The following is a 14,469-nucleotide window of genomic DNA, read 5'->3' as shown; positions in this document are numbered from 1 at the left end:
AGAGCATGTCACCCGAACGGGGTCAGTCGGTACCCGGGGCGAAGTCGGGGCCGCCCGGCGAGGCGGCCAGGTGCAGCAGGCCGGCGATGGCGGCGATCACCAGCGTCGTCAGGACCAGCACGATCCCGGCCCAGGCGAACCGGCGGCCACGGCGGATCCAGGCCGAGCCGGTCAGATAACCCTGAGCGTCGTACGCCTGCCGGGCGGCCTGCCGCGCCAGCAGCAGGGCCAGGGTGGCCGGAATGACCCCGCCCACAAACGGGCCGGTCAGGAAGCCCACGAGGCCCAGCGCGAAGACCGCTCGCGCCTTGGACGACGGCGCCGGATCCGGATCCATCGGGTGGCGGGTGAGGGCGGGAAGCGTCACCAGCCCATAGTAGGTACGCCGAAGGGCGGCCGCGCAGCGCGCGACCGCCCTTCAGGCGTTCAGAGACCCTTAGCGGTACGACCCGAAGTCGAAGTCGTCCAGCGGCACAGCCTGCCCGCTGGCCGGCCCGAAGCCGTAGTCGGTCTCGGGGTACCCGGTCATCGAGTACACCTTGGCCTTGGCCTCCTCGGTCGGCTCGACCCGGATGTTGCGGTACTTGCTGATGCCCGTACCGGCCGGGATGAGCTTACCGATGATCACGTTCTCCTTGAGGCCGACGAGCGAGTCGCTGCGCGAGTTGATCGCCGCGTCGGTCAGCACCCGGGTGGTCTCCTGGAAGGAGGCCGCCGAGAGCCAGGAGTCGGTGGCCAGCGAGGCCTTGGTGATACCCATCAGCACCGGGCGACCGGCGGCGGGCTCGCCACCCTCGCCCACGATCCGGCGGTTCTCCGACTCGAAGAGCGCCCGGTCGACCAGGACGCCGGGGAGGAACTCCGCGGCACCCGAGTCGATGACCGTCACCCGCTTGAGCATCTGGCGGATGATGATCTCGATGTGCTTGTCGTGGATGAGCACACCCTGCGAGCGGTAGACCTCCTGGACCTCCTGGGTCAGGTGGACCTGGACCGCGCGCGGGCCCATGATGCGCAGCAGCTCGTGCGGGTCGATGGTGCCCTCGGTGAGCTTCTCGCCGACGCCGACGTGGTCGCCGTCGTGCGCGCGCAGCTTCACGCGCTTCGAGATCTTGTCGTACACGATCTCGTCGCTGCCGTCGTCCGGCACCACGATGATCTTGCGCGACCGCTCGCCGTCCTCGATGCGGATGCGTCCCGGGGTGTCGGCGATGGGCGCCTTGCCCTTGGGAACGCGGGCCTCGAAGATCTCCTGGACACGCGGCAGACCCTGGGTGATGTCCTCACCCGCGACACCACCGGTGTGGAAGGTACGCATCGTCAGCTGCGTGCCGGGCTCACCGATGGACTGGGCCGCGATGATGCCGACGGCCTCGCCGATGTCGACCGACTTGCCGGTCGGCAGCGAACGGCCGTAGCAGGCCGCGCACACACCGAGCTTCGACTCGCAGGTCAGGACGCTGCGAACCCGGACGTTCTCGACACCGGCGGCGACGAGCTTGTCGACCAGGATCGAGTTGAGGTCGTCGCCACGCGACACCACCCGGTTGCCCTGGGCGTCGTCGATGTCGTCGGCCAGCGTACGGGCGTGGACGCCGGTCTCGGCGTGCACGTGCACGACCAGGGTGCCGTCGGCCTCGCGGTCGCCCACCTGCATCGGGATCGCGCGGTCGGTGCCGCAGTCCTCCTCGCGGATGATGACGTCCTGCGAGACGTCCACCAGACGACGGGTCAGGTAACCCGAGTCGGCGGTACGCAGCGCGGTGTCGGCCAGACCCTTACGGGCACCGTGCGTGGAGATGAAGTACTCCAGCACGGTCAGACCCTCGCGGTAGGACGAGGTGATCGGCCGCGGGATGATCTCACCCTTGGGGTTGGCCACCAGGCCGCGGATCGCGGCGATCTGCCGCAGCTGCAGCAGGTTACCGCGAGCACCCGAGTTGATCATGACCCAGAGCGGGTTCTCGTGCGGGAGCGAGTTCTCCATCTCCTTGGAGATCTCGTTCGTCGCCTTCGTCCAGATCTCGATGAGCTCGCCGCGGCGCTCCTCGGCGGTCATGAGACCACGCTGGTACTGCTTGTCGATGCGGTCCGCCTCGACCTGGTAGCGCTGCAGGATCTCCGGCTTGCGCGGGGGGCCGATGACGTCGCCCATGCCGATCGTCACACCGGACCAGGTGGCCCAGTGGAAGCCGGCCTCCTTGAGCGCGTCCAGGGTCGCGGCCAGGGCGACCTTGGGGAAGCGCTCGGCGAGGTCGTTGACGATCGCCGACAGCTGACCCTTGCGGATCTCGTAGTTCACGAAGCGGTAGCCCGGAGGCAGCGTCTCGTTGAAGATCACGCGGCCCAGGGTGGTCTCGACCAGGAGCGGCTCGCCCTCGGTCCAGTCCTCCGGAGCCTCCCACTTGGCGGCCTTGGCGCCGTTGTCGACACCGATGACGCCCTGGAGACGGATCTTGACCGGCGCCTGCAGGTGCAGCTCGCCGTTGTCGTACGCCATCCGCGCCTCGGCGTCCGAGCTGAACACCCGTCCCTCGCCCTTGTTGCCGGGCGTCTCGTGGGTCAGGTGGTACAGGCCGATGACCATGTCCTGGGTAGGCATGGTGACCGGCTTGCCGTCGGCCGGCTTGAGGATGTTGTTCGACGACAGCATCAGGATCCGGGCCTCGGCCTGCGCCTCGGCCGACAGCGGCACGTGCACCGCCATCTGGTCACCGTCGAAGTCGGCGTTGAACGCCGTACACACGAGCGGGTGGATCTGGATGGCCTTGCCCTCGACCAGCTGGGGCTCGAAGGCCTGGATGCCGAGGCGGTGCAGGGTCGGCGCGCGGTTCAGCAGCACCGGGTGCTCGCTGATGACCTCTTCGAGGACGTCCCACACGACCGGGCGCTGACGCTCGACCATCCGCTTGGCCGACTTGATGTTCTGCGCGTGGTTCAGGTCGACCAGGCGCTTCATCACGAACGGCTTGAACAGCTCCAGGGCCATCTGCTTGGGCAGACCGCACTGGTGCAGCTTGAGCCGCGGGCCGACGACGATGACCGAACGGCCGGAGTAGTCGACGCGCTTGCCCAGCAGGTTCTGGCGGAAACGACCCTGCTTGCCCTTGAGCATGTCGGACAGCGACTTCAGCGGGCGGTTACCCGGGCCGGTGACCGGCCGGCCGCGGCGGCCGTTGTCGAACAGCGCGTCGACGGCCTCCTGCAGCATCCGCTTCTCGTTGTTCACGATGATCTCGGGCGCACCCAGGTCGATCAGGCGCTTCAACCGGTTGTTCCGGTTGATGACCCGGCGGTACAGGTCGTTGAGGTCGGAGGTCGCGAAGCGGCCACCGTCGAGCTGCACCATGGGGCGCAGGTCCGGCGGGATGACCGGGACGCAGTCCAGCACCATGCCGAGCGGCTTGTTGGTGGTGTTCAGGAACGCGGCCACGACCTTGAGGCGCTTGAGCGCACGGATCTTCCGCTGGCCCTTGCCCGTGCGGATGATCTCCCGCAGGTTCTCGGCCTCGGCGTCCAGGTCCATGTTCTCGAGCAGCGCCTTGATCGCCTCGGCGCCCATGCCACCGGTGAAGTACTCACCGAAGCGGTCCCGCAGCTCGCGGTAGAGCAGCTCGTCGGTGACCAGCTGCTTGGAGTCGAGCTTGCGGAAGGTGTCGAGCACCTCGTCGAGCCGGTCGATCTCGCGCTGCGCCTTGTCACGGATCTGGCGCATCTCGCGCTCGCCGGCCTCCTTGACCTTGCGGCGCACGTCAGCCTTGGCACCCTCGGCCTCGAGCTCGGCGAGGTCCTGCTCCAGCTTGGCGGCCCGCTTCTCGATCTCCGAGTCACGGCCGTTCTCCGACTGGCGCTTCTCGGCGAAGATCTCGTTCTCGATCGTGGACATGTCGCGGTGACGCGCCTCGGCGTCAACGCTCGTGATCACGTACGAGGCGAAGTAAATGATCTTCTCGAGGTCCTTGGGCGCCAGGTCGAGCAGGTAGCCCAGCCGGCTCGGCACACCCTTGAAGTACCAGATGTGCGTGACCGAGGCGGCCAGCTCGATGTGGCCCATACGCTCACGGCGGACCTTGGACCGGGTCACCTCGACGCCGCAGCGCTCACAGATGATGCCCTTGAACCGGACCCGCTTGTACTTTCCGCAGTAGCACTCCCAGTCCCGCTGAGGACCGAAGATCTTCTCGCAGAAGAGTCCGTCCTTCTCGGGCTTGAGCGTGCGGTAGTTGATCGTCTCGGGCTTCTTGACCTCGCCGTGCGACCACTGCCGGATGTCGTCAGCGGTGGCCAGGCCGATGCGCAACTCGTCGAAGAAGTTGACGTCGAGCACTTGGTCTATCCCTCGTATTTCTTGCTCGAATGGATTCCAGGCCGGCGGTGGCGTCCCCCGGCCCTTTCACAGGGCCGGGGGACGCTTCCGTCAGATCTCTTCGACGCTGCTGACGCCCTCGTTCGGGCGCCGCGACAGGTCGATACCGAGTTCCTCCGCGGCCCGGAAGACCTCGTCGTCGGTCTCGCGCATCTCGAGAGCCACGCCGTCGCTGGAGAGCACCTCAACATTCAGGCACAGCGACTGCAGCTCCTTGAGCAGCACCTTGAACGACTCCGGGATTCCCGGCTCCGGGATGTTCTCGCCCTTGACGATGGCCTCGTAGACCTTCACGCGGCCGAGCACGTCGTCGGACTTGATGGTGAGCAGCTCCTGCAGCGCGTAAGCGGCGCCGTAGGCCTGCATCGCCCAGCACTCCATCTCGCCGAACCGCTGGCCACCGAACTGCGCCTTACCACCCAGCGGCTGCTGCGTGATCATCGAGTACGGGCCGGTCGACCGAGCGTGGATCTTGTCGTCGACCAGGTGGTTCAGCTTCAGGATGTACACGTACCCGACCGAGATCGGGTCCGGCAGCGGCTCGCCGGAGCGGCCGTCGAACAGCTGCGCCTTGCCGTCACCGTTGACCAGCCGCTTACCGTCGCGGTTGACCAGCGTCGACTCGAGAAGACCCTTGATCTCCTCCTCCTGCGCACCGTCGAAGACGGGGGTCGCGACGTTCGAGTCCTTGGGGGACTCGTGCGCCTCGATCGCGCGCAGCTGGCGCTTCCACTCGGTGTCGTCGCCCTCGACCTCCCAGCCGGTCTTGGCGATCCACCCGAGGTGGGTCTCCAGAACCTGGCCGATGTTCATACGCGAGGGCACACCGAGCGGGTTGAGCACGATGTCGACGGGGGTGCCGTCCTCGAGGAACGGCATGTCCTCGACCGGGAGGATCTTGGAGATGACGCCCTTGTTGCCGTGGCGGCCGGCGAGCTTGTCACCGTCCTGGATCTTGCGCTTCTGGGCCACGTAGACGCGGACCAGCTCGTTGACGCCCGGAGGAAGCTCGTCGCCGTCCTCGCGCGAGAACGTGCGGACGCCGATGACCGTGCCGGTCTCGCCGTGCGGCACCTTCAGCGAGGTGTCCCGGACCTCCCGGGCCTTCTCACCGAAGATCGCGCGGAGCAGGCGCTCCTCGGGGGTCAGCTCGGTCTCGCCCTTGGGCGTGACCTTGCCGACCAGGATGTCGCCGGGCACGACCTCGGCACCGATCCGGATGATGCCGCGCTCGTCGAGGTCGGCGAGCATTTCCTCGCTGACGTTCGGGATGTCGCGGGTGATCTCTTCCGGGCCGAGCTTGGTGTCGCGGGCGTCGACCTCGTGCTCCTCGATGTGGATCGAGGTGAGGACGTCCTGCTGGACGAGGCGCTGCGACAGGATGATCGCGTCCTCGTAGTTGTGACCCTCCCAGCACATGAACGCGACGAGCAGGTTGCGGCCGAGGGCCATCTCCCCCTCGTCGGTGCACGGGCCGTCGGCGATGACCTGGCCGGCCTCGACCCGGTCACCCTCGAACACGACCGGCTTCTGGTTGACGCAGGAGCCGGCGTTGGAGCGGCGGAACTTGTGCAGCAGGTACGTACGGCGGTGGCCGTCGTCCTGGTGGACCGTCACGTAGTCGGCGCACAGGTCCTCGACCACGCCACCGACCTCGGCGACGACAACGTCACCGGCGTCGACCGCGGCGCGGTACTCCATGCCCGTACCGACCAGCGGGGCCTCGGCCTTGACCAGCGGCACCGCCTGACGCTGCATGTTCGCGCCCATGAGGGCACGGTTGGCGTCGTCGTGCTCGAGGAACGGGATCATCGCGGTCGCGACCGAGGTCATCTGCCGCGGCGACACGTCCATGTAGTCGACCTGCGTGCCGGGCACGTAGTCGACCTCACCGCCCTTCCGGCGGACCAGGACGCGGTCGTCGGCGAAGGTGCCGTCGCTGCGCAGCGTGGCGTTCGCCTGCGCCTTGATGTACCGGTCTTCCTCGTCGGCCGTGAGGTAGTGGACCTCGTCGGTGACGACGCCGTCTTCCACCTTGCGGTACGGCGTCTCGATGAAGCCGAACGGGTTGACCCGCGCGAACGTCGAGAGCGCGCCGATCAGACCGATGTTCGGGCCCTCGGGCGTCTCGATCGGGCACATGCGGCCGTAGTGCGAGGGGTGCACGTCACGGACCTCGAAGCCGGCGCGCTCACGCGACAGACCACCCGGGCCGAGCGCCGACAGGCGGCGACGGTGGGTCAGACCCGCGAGCGGGTTGGTCTGGTCCATGAACTGCGACAGCTGCGACGTACCGAAGAACTCCTTGATCGCCGCCACCACGGGACGGATGTTGATCAGGGTCTGCGGCGTGATCGCCTCGACGTCCTGGGTCGTCATGCGCTCGCGGACGACGCGCTCCATCCGGGACAGGCCGACGCGGACCTGGTTCTGGATGAGCTCGCCGACCGTGCGCAGACGGCGGTTGCCGAAGTGGTCGATGTCGTCGGCCTCGTAGCCCTCCTCACCGGCGTGCAGCCGGGCGAGGTACTCGACGGTCTTGACGATGTCTTCCTCGGTCAGCGTCCCGCGGTCGATCGGCAGGTCGAGCTCGAGCTTCTTGTTGAACTTGTAACGGCCGACCTTGGCGACGTCGTACCTCTTCGGGTTGAAGAAGAGGTTGTCGAGCAGGGTCTGCGCGTTCTCCCGGGTCGGGGGCTCGCCGGGACGGAGCTTGCGGTAGATGTCGAGCAGGGCCTCGTCCTGCCCGGCGATGTGGTCCTTCTCGAGGGTGGTCATGAGAAGCTCGGACCACCCGAACCGCTCACGGATCTGGTCGGCCGACCAGCCGATCGCCTTGAGCAGGACCGTGACGGCCTGCCGGCGCTTGCGGTCGATCCGGACACCGACGGTGTCGCGCTTGTCGATGTCGAACTCCAGCCAGGCGCCCCGGCTGGGGATGACCTTGACGCTGGAGAGGTCGCGGTCGGAGGTCTTGTCCGGCTCCTTGGTGAAGTACACGCCCGGCGACCGGACGAGCTGGCTCACCACGACGCGCTCCGTGCCGTTGATGACGAACGTCCCCTTGGGGGTCATCATCGGGAAGTCACCCATGAACACCGTCTGGCTCTTGATCTCGCCAGTGGTGTTGTTGGTGAACTCCGCGGTCACGAACAGCGGCGCGCAGTAGGTCAGATCCTTCTCCTTGCACTCCTCGATCGAGGCCTTGACCTCGTCGAATCGGGGAGACGAGAAGGACAGCGACATTGTGCCGGAGAAGTCCTCAATGGGACTGATCTCTTCGAGGATCTCTGCGAGGCCCGACTGGGCGTGCGGGTCGTCCGTCGACCGGGCCTGCCAAGCCTCGTTCCCGACCAGCCAGTCGAAAGACTCCGTCTGGAGGGCGAGGAGGTTGGGGACCTCTAGTTGCTCGGTGATCCTGCCGAAAGAGACACGGCGGGGTGCGTAAGCGCTCGACGTACGGCTGGTCTTCGCAGGGCGGGAAGCTGCCAAGATGCGTCCTTCCGAGGACCGGTGCTGCTGATGCGGCTGCAGCTGCGGGTATGCAACTGTCTGCGTGCACTCTGACGAACCCCCCAAGAACTTAATCTCGGCAGGGCTCAAGGCAGAAGGCAGCGCAAACTAGCAGTGTAGCCGCTCGGCTAACCGCTGTCCAGCCCACACCGGAGGAAACCTGCGGAGCGTGGCCCTCGCAGCCTCTGACCTGCGCCTCTATCGGGTCAGGGCGTTCGTGCGGGGCCGCTCAACGCGGCGATGTCCCTCGGGTGCCGGCCGTAGGACCGGCGGAACCGGATTACCCACGGGGTGGCTGTCGCAAGCGCGGAAACTTGCTGCCATCAGCGTGCCTGTCAGCGGACACACAGTCAAGGGCCTCCGAGCGGGTCGGGCCCGAAAGCACGAACGGCGAGGGCCCTTGAGCAGGGCCCTCGCCGTCGCGAGGTGAAACTGTGGAGCGTCAGATCACTTGAGGGTGACCTTGGCGCCCTCGGCCTCGAGCTTCGCCTTGGCGGCGTCGGCCTTCTCCTTGTTGACACCCTCGAGGATCGCCTTGGGGGCGGACTCGACGGCGTCCTTGGCCTCCTTGAGGCCCAGGCCGGTCAGCTCACGCACGACCTTGATGACCTGGATCTTCTTGCCACCGTCACCCTCGAGGACGACGTCGAACGAGTCCTTCTCCTCCTCGGCGGGGGCAGCGGCACCGCCGGCGCCGCCACCAACGGCCGCGACGGCGACCGGAGCAGCCGCGGTGACCTCGAAGGTCTCCTCGAACTGCTTCACGAACTCGGACAGCTCGATCAGCGTCATCTCCTTGAACGCGTCGAGCAGCTCGTCGGTGCTGAGCTTCGCCATGTCTGGCAACCTTTCCTAGGTACTGATCAAAAAGTCTTGCTGGTGCGCGGTGGCTCAGGCCTCCGCGGAACCGTCCTTCTCGCGCTTCTCCTGAAGAGCGGCCGCGAGGCGCGCCACCTGCGACAGCGGGGCCTGGAAGAGGCCGGCCGCCTTGGACAGGTTGCCCTTCATGGCGCCGGCCAGCTTGGCCAGCAGAACCTCACGCGACTCGAGGTCAGCGATCTTGTTGACGTCGTCAGCACTGATCGCCTTGCCCTCGAACACACCGCCCTTGATCTTCAGGACGGGGTTGGCCTTGGCGAAGGCACGAAGGCCCTTGGCCGCCTCGACCGGGTCGCCGCTGATGAAGGCGAGCGCGGTAGGACCGGCAAACAGGTTGTCGAGGCCCTCGATGCCCGCGTCGGTAGCCGCGCGCTTCGCCAGGGTGTTCTTGGACACCGAGTACTTGGTGTCCTTGCCCAGCGAACGGCGCAGCTCCGTGAGCTGCTTGACCGTGAGACCGCGGTACTCGGTCAGCACGGTGGCCGACGAGTTACGGAAGTCGTCCGTGAGCTCGGAAACGGCGCTGGCCTTGTCGGCCCGGACCGGCTTGTCCGCCATGTCCCTCCTCTCTCAATGCTCGATCCACTGGTCGGCACGAAGGAGGGGGCGGAATGAGAAACGCCCCGGCGCAGGGCGCACGGGGCGGAGCGGGCAGATGGATCACCCGGTCACGAACCGTTCTCCCCTGCGCGGGCCGCCCGCACTCAGCGGGGCCTTCGACCGCGACCTCCGTCTCGCGACGGGTGGTTGCGGCGACCAGCGGTCTTTGGGTGGAACTTCGAGAAGCAACTGTACGGGGTCAGACGGCCAGCGCCAAATCGGCCTCCTCACGCCTTTGATCGGCGGAGCCATCCATATCCACCGAGGGCGGCCGCGCACCACAGGGCGGCCCAGCCGGTGATCAGCAGAAGGGTCGAGGCGGGCGGCGGGTCGGCGTCGTTCAGCGCCCGGGCGGTGGCCATGACCGGCGGCACGAGCCAGGGGGCGATCGAGCCCTGCAACCCGAGAACGACCACGAGCACGGCGGCGACGACGAGCACGGCCACCCCGTTGCGGACGCCGCCGGTCACGGCCCGGCTGGCCAGCCCGCCGACCGCCACGGCGGGCACGACGGCGAGGAGGTGGGCCAGGACGCCCAGCGCCGAGCCGGCCCCCGCGCCCTCGGTCTCGATGCCGCCGAAGAGCCAGGGGGCGACCATGGCGGCGGCGCAGACGGCCAGCGCGAGCAGCACGGCGGCCAGCAGGCCGGCGATCGCCTCACGCCTCGCGCCCACGGCCGTGCGGGCCAGCCGGCGCTGCACGTCGGGCTCGGTGTCCAGCACGAGCTTGGACTGCCAGGCCAGCACCGGGAACAGGGCCGCGGCCGAATATCCGTAGGCCACGGCGGCCGGCGACGCTCCCCCGCCGTAGATCACGCCCAGAACGACCAGCACGGCGATCAGAGGCGCCAGAGCCCGCCCGCCGCGCACAAAGGCGGCAAGCCTCATCCGGATCAACGCCGTCATGGCCCCGCGCCTTTAGCCGGTGACGGCGACGCTGGGGAGGGCGACGCTGGGGAGGGCTCGTCGGGCGCGGAGCGGCCGTTCTGTGCCTGGGGCGCGGCGAGGTCTCGTACACCCAGAACTCGGTGACCCTCGGCACGCAGCCGGACCACCGCCTGGTCGGCGTCCGCCCGGCGGACGGCGACCTCGATGATGACCTCGTCGGCCCGGACGGCGGGCGTCTCGAAGCGCAGGGCCGACTCGGTGACCGTCCAGTGCGTGGCACCCGGGAGGCCGGCGATCTCGTTGCGGTGGTCGCTGACCAGGACCATGCCGCCGGTCGCGGTGATCTCGGCGACGATCTCGGGGATCAGGGTGCGGGCGGCGGCGTCGAGGCCCTCCCAGGGCTCGTCCAGTACCAGCAGGCCGGGGCGGGCGAGCAGGGCCTGGGCGACGCCGACCTTCTGCGCGGTGCCCTTGGAGAGGTCGCTGAGGCGGGTGCCGGTGTGCTCGGTGAGCAGCAGGCGCTCGATCCACTCGCCGGCCGCGCTCTCGGGCACACCGCGCAGCTGGGCCATGCGGCTCAGGTATTGGCCGGCGGTGAACGGCTGGTCGGCCGGGAAACGCTCGGGCACCCAGCCGACGACCGGCGGACGGTCGTGGACCGCGCCCCGGGCCGGGCGGAGCACCCCGGCCGCCAGCTGGAGCAGCGTCGACTTGCCGGCGCCGTTGCGGCCCAGCACGACGACGGTCTGACCGGGCTCGACGGTGGCGTCGATCTCGCGCAGCGCCCAGGGCAGGCGCCGCCCGTAGCGGAACCACACCCGGTCGAAACGCACGAGCCGAAGCCTCCCACAGAAAACGCCCCCGGGGTGTCCCCCGGGGGCGTTTGCAGTTACTGGCGTCTATCAGGCGCCGGCTTCGGCCTTCAGGTTCTTGACCACGTTCGGGTCGATCTGAACGCCGGGGCCCATCGTCGTGGTGACGACGACCTTCTTGAGGTACTTGCCCTTGGCCGCGGACGGCTTGGCCCGCAGGATCTCGTCGAGCACCGCGGCGTAGTTGTCCACCAGCTGGTCCTCGGAGAACGAGGCCTTGCCGATGATCAGGTGCAGGTTCGAGTGCTTGTCCACCCGGAAGGTGATCTTGCCGCCCTTGATCTCGTTGACGGCCTTGGTCACGTCCACGGTGACCGTGCCCGTCTTCGGGTTGGGCATGAGGCCACGCGGGCCGAGGATCCGGGCGATACGGCCGATCTTGGCCATCTGGTCCGGGGTCGCGATGGCGGCGTCGAAGTCGAGCCAGCCACCCTGGATGCGGGCCACGAGCTCGTCGGTGCCGACCTCGTCGGCGCCGGCCGCGAGGGCCTCCTCGGCCTTCGCGCCCTGGGCGAAGACGATCACCCGAGCGGTCTTGCCGGTGCCGTGCGGCAGGTTGACGGTGCCGCGGACCATCTGGTCGGCCTTACGCGGGTCGACGCCCAGCCGCATCGCGACCTCGACGGTCGCGTCGAACTTGGTCGGGCTCGAGTCCTTGGCCAGCTTGATGGCGTCGGCGGGCTCGTAGAGCTTGTTGGCGTCGATCGACTCGGCCGCCTTGCGGTAGCCCTTGCTGCGTTGCATGTTCTTACTCCTGTGGTAGATGGCGGGCTCTTGGACCGAGCCCTCCCACTGACTGCTGTGTTGCGTCAGATCTTGGTGACCTGGTTGAAGTTCAGCTCCACCGGCGTCTCACGGCCGAAGATGGAGACCAGAACCTTCAACTTCTGCTGGTCGGCATTGATTTCCGAGATCGAGGCCGGCAGCGAGGCGAACGCGCCGTCGGTGACCGTGACCGAGTCGCCCACCTCGAAGTCGAGAACCTTGACCTCGGGCTTGGCCTTCTTCTCCTCCTGCTCGACGGCAGGGGCGAGCCACTTCAGCACCTCGTCGAGCGAGAGCGGGGCCGGCCGGTCGACCCGGTCGGTCGCGCCCACGAAGCCGGTCACGCCGGGCGTGTTGCGCACGCACGAGTACGACTCGGGGCTCAGGTCCATGCGGACCAGGATGTAGCCCGGGAAGACCTTGTTGTTGACCTGGACCCGCTTGCCGCTCTTGACTTCGATCTCTTCGCGGGTCGGCACCTCGACCTGGAAGATGAAGTCCTCCATGTCGAGGCTCGTGATGCGGGTCTCGAGGTTGGTCTTGACCTTGTTCTCGTAACCCGCGTACGAGTGCACCACGTACCAGTCGCCGGGGGCGTAACGCAGCTTCTGCCGCAGCTCCTGGACCGGGTCGTAGTCCTCGTCGTGCTCCGCGGCCGGGGCCGCGGCCTCCGGCTCGGTGCTTTCCGGCTGGGCGGTTTCCGGCTGGGCGGCCTCGACCGACTCGTCGTCGTCCGCCGTGGCCACCGACGACTGCTCGTCGACGGACTCCGCGGTCTCCTCGTCGTACTCAGGCACGCTCGCTCACTTCCAGGTAAGTCATGGTCTTCATGCGGGCGCTCAGGCCCCTGCCGGCCGTCGGGCCGGGCCCGGCGGCGATCAGCCGCCGAACGCCCAGAGGACGGCCTTGCCCAGGCCGAGGTCCAGAAGGCCGACGATCGTGGTCATCACGGCCACGAACACGATGACGATCGTGGTGTAGGTCAGCAGTTCCTTGCGCGTGGGCCAGATGACCTTACGCAGCTCGCTGACGACCTCACGGAAGAAACCACCGATGCGACCGAAGAAGCCGGTCTTGCTGGCTTCCTTCTTCGACTTCGGGGTCCGCTCGGCGAGAGCCGTGCCGCCGCGGCCTACCGGCTCGGCGTCGTCGTCGCCCGGGACGTCTTTATCGTCCTCGACAGCGTCGTCAAACACCTCGTCGTCGGCCGGGTCGCCGGCGTCACCGGGTCGGTTCCTCTCGGCCATGGCGCCCTACTTCCGTCATCGGTGGTGATGGGTCCCCGCCACGCTGCGTCCGGCGCGGCGTCGTGCGGACCGCGCACCGGGCGGGCACGTCTCGAGGGCTTGCGCAGGGGTGACAGGACTTGAACCTGCAGCCTGCGGTTTTGGAGACCGCTGCTCTGCCAATTGAGCTACACCCCTGTGCGAGGCGGCTGAATCCCCGGATCTGCCTGCTTGGGGCAGGCTGGTTCGGGGGGTCACTGCCCCACGGCGCACCAGTGTACGGGTTCACAGGCGGATCGCCCAACCCGGGCTCGCCTAGTCCCTGTTTCGTGGCTGGGACGGGGCTGCGGAGGGGCCCAGATCCCGTCTGGCGGCGTCCTGTGGGCAGCCGGTTACAACACCGGTAGCCGGCTGCCCACAGGCCACCACCAGCCGAAATCTGGACCCCGCCTCGCTCCCGCCCCAGCCACGAAACAGGAACTAACGTTTGCGGATGATCGCCTGAGCGAGCGACAGGACCTTTTCGCCCTGGCAGGTGGCGGTCAGGGTCAGCTTGGTGAGGCCGTCGTCGGAGCTGTCCTTCACCGTGGCGGTGACGACCACCTCGGTCCCCTCGTCGGTGTCGGGCACCGGGACGGGGCGCGAGAAGCGCACGCTGAACTCGACGACCGCGTCCGGCGCGCCGGCCCAGGCGGTCACCGCGCGGCCCACGAGGGCCATGGTGAACATGCCGTGCGCGATCACGCCGGGCAGGCCGACGCCGGTGGCGACACGGTCACTCCAGTGGATGGGGTTGAAATCGCCTGAGGCGCCCGCGTAGCGCACCAGGTCGGCCCGGGTCACCCGGAAGGTCTGCGGCTCCATTTACGCCTCCCCGCCCCGCTGGACCAGCTTGGACCAGACCGTCACGACCTGCTCGCCGGACTCGGTGGTCACCTCGGTGCGGGTGGTGATGAAGTCGTGCCCCCCGCGCGAGGTGATCTCGTCGACCGAGTTGACGCACACGAGCGCGTCGCCGGCCACGACGGGCCGGGTGTAGGCGAATTTCTGGTCGCCGTGCACCACGCGGCTGTAGTCGAGCCCGAGCTCCGGGTCCTCGATGATCTGGCGGCTGGCCGCCATGGTGATCGCGACCGGGAAGGTCGGCGGGGCGACCACGTCGGCGTAGCCGAGGGCACGGGCGGCCTCGGGGTCGTGATATTCGGGGTCGGCGGCACCGATCGCGCGGGCGAACTCGCGGATCTTCTCGCGGCCGACCAGATAAGGCTCCGTGGCGGGCCAGCTACGGCCCTGGAAAGACTGGTCGAGGGGCATGGCCCACAAACTACTCTGCGCCGCCCGGTCGATGACCGAGCGGCGCA

The 14,469-nt window shown here is 68.2% G+C and carries 12 protein-coding genes and 1 tRNA gene; all 13 read right to left on the bottom strand.

Annotated features, from left to right (window positions below; all coding sequences use genetic code 11):
- Positions 1-22: 22 nt before the first annotated feature.
- Entirely contained in the window at positions 23-337 is a 315-nt protein-coding gene (locus tag ACQP2X_RS03595; protein WP_498700790.1) for a hypothetical protein, read from the bottom strand.
- Positions 338-436: 99 nt separating this feature from the next.
- Entirely contained in the window at positions 437-4,327 is a 3,891-nt protein-coding gene (locus ACQP2X_RS03590; protein ID WP_498694332.1) for a DNA-directed RNA polymerase subunit beta', read from the bottom strand.
- 90 nt (positions 4,328-4,417) lie between these two features.
- The gene (gene rpoB / locus ACQP2X_RS03585; protein ID WP_498694330.1) at positions 4,418-7,858 is read right to left on the bottom strand and encodes a DNA-directed RNA polymerase subunit beta; all 3,441 of its coding nucleotides are present in this window, start codon (positions 7,856-7,858) and stop codon (positions 4,418-4,420) included.
- A 468-nt stretch (positions 7,859-8,326) separates the two neighbouring features.
- The gene (gene rplL / locus ACQP2X_RS03580; protein WP_498694328.1) at positions 8,327-8,716 is read right to left on the bottom strand and encodes a 50S ribosomal protein L7/L12; all 390 of its coding nucleotides are present in this window, start codon (positions 8,714-8,716) and stop codon (positions 8,327-8,329) included.
- Positions 8,717-8,770: 54 nt separating this feature from the next.
- A complete protein-coding gene (gene rplJ / locus ACQP2X_RS03575; RefSeq protein WP_360245606.1) occupies positions 8,771-9,316 on the bottom strand; it encodes a 50S ribosomal protein L10 in 546 nt (181 codons plus the stop codon).
- Between the two features lie 269 nt (positions 9,317-9,585).
- On the bottom strand, positions 9,586-10,263 hold the full coding sequence (locus ACQP2X_RS03570; protein WP_498694326.1) for a hypothetical protein: 678 nt from the start codon (positions 10,261-10,263) through the stop codon (positions 9,586-9,588).
- Positions 10,260-11,078: an ATP-binding cassette domain-containing protein gene (locus ACQP2X_RS03565; protein ID WP_498694325.1), complete on the bottom strand. Its 819-nt coding sequence runs from the start codon at positions 11,076-11,078 to the stop codon at positions 10,260-10,262. The genes ACQP2X_RS03570 and ACQP2X_RS03565 overlap by 4 nt, the downstream gene beginning before the upstream one ends.
- Before the next feature lie 69 nt (positions 11,079-11,147).
- On the bottom strand, positions 11,148-11,861 hold the full coding sequence (rplA, locus tag ACQP2X_RS03560; RefSeq protein WP_498694324.1) for a 50S ribosomal protein L1: 714 nt from the start codon (positions 11,859-11,861) through the stop codon (positions 11,148-11,150).
- A 65-nt stretch (positions 11,862-11,926) separates the two neighbouring features.
- Positions 11,927-12,679, bottom strand: coding sequence for a transcription termination/antitermination protein NusG (gene nusG / locus ACQP2X_RS03555; protein WP_498694323.1), 753 nt, complete (start codon positions 12,677-12,679; stop codon positions 11,927-11,929).
- Between the two features lie 81 nt (positions 12,680-12,760).
- Entirely contained in the window at positions 12,761-13,129 is a 369-nt protein-coding gene (secE, locus tag ACQP2X_RS03550) for a preprotein translocase subunit SecE (RefSeq protein WP_498656973.1), read from the bottom strand.
- A gap of 104 nt (positions 13,130-13,233) precedes the next feature.
- Positions 13,234-13,306 (bottom strand) — tRNA-Trp (locus ACQP2X_RS03545).
- Between the two features lie 282 nt (positions 13,307-13,588).
- Positions 13,589-13,972, bottom strand: a complete 384-nt coding sequence (locus ACQP2X_RS03540; RefSeq protein ID WP_498694322.1) for a MaoC family dehydratase — start codon at positions 13,970-13,972, stop codon at positions 13,589-13,591.
- Complete coding sequence (locus ACQP2X_RS03535; RefSeq protein ID WP_498694321.1) at positions 13,973-14,422, bottom strand: FAS1-like dehydratase domain-containing protein; 450 nt, start codon at positions 14,420-14,422, stop codon at positions 13,973-13,975.
- Positions 14,423-14,469: the final 47 nt, after the last annotated feature.

Origin of the sequence: Actinoplanes sp. CA-131856 (assembly GCF_050956135.1) — a bacterium.
Classification (GTDB): Bacteria; Actinomycetota; Actinomycetes; order Mycobacteriales; family Micromonosporaceae; genus Actinoplanes.
The sequence above is the reverse complement of the archived record's forward strand: the minus strand, read 5'-3'. Positions and strand labels throughout refer to the sequence as shown.

Bases quoted from the DNA above. Each gene is read 5' to 3' on its own strand.
- ACQP2X_RS03535 (WP_498694321.1), bottom strand. From the start codon at position 14,422: ATGCCCCTCGACCAGTCTTTCCAGGGCCGTAGCTGGCCCGCCACGGAG.
- rplA (WP_498694324.1), bottom strand. From the start codon at position 11,861: ATGCAACGCAGCAAGGGCTACCGCAAGGCGGCCGAGTCGATCGACGCC.
- secE (WP_498656973.1), bottom strand. From the start codon at position 13,129: ATGGCCGAGAGGAACCGACCCGGTGACGCCGGCGACCCGGCCGACGAC.
- rplL (WP_498694328.1), bottom strand. From the start codon at position 8,716: ATGGCGAAGCTCAGCACCGACGAGCTGCTCGACGCGTTCAAGGAGATG.
- ACQP2X_RS03570 (WP_498694326.1), bottom strand. From the start codon at position 10,263: ATGACGGCGTTGATCCGGATGAGGCTTGCCGCCTTTGTGCGCGGCGGG.
- ACQP2X_RS03540 (WP_498694322.1), bottom strand. From the start codon at position 13,972: ATGGAGCCGCAGACCTTCCGGGTGACCCGGGCCGACCTGGTGCGCTAC.
- rplJ (WP_360245606.1), bottom strand. From the start codon at position 9,316: ATGGCGGACAAGCCGGTCCGGGCCGACAAGGCCAGCGCCGTTTCCGAG.
- ACQP2X_RS03595 (WP_498700790.1), bottom strand. From the start codon at position 337: ATGGATCCGGATCCGGCGCCGTCGTCCAAGGCGCGAGCGGTCTTCGCG.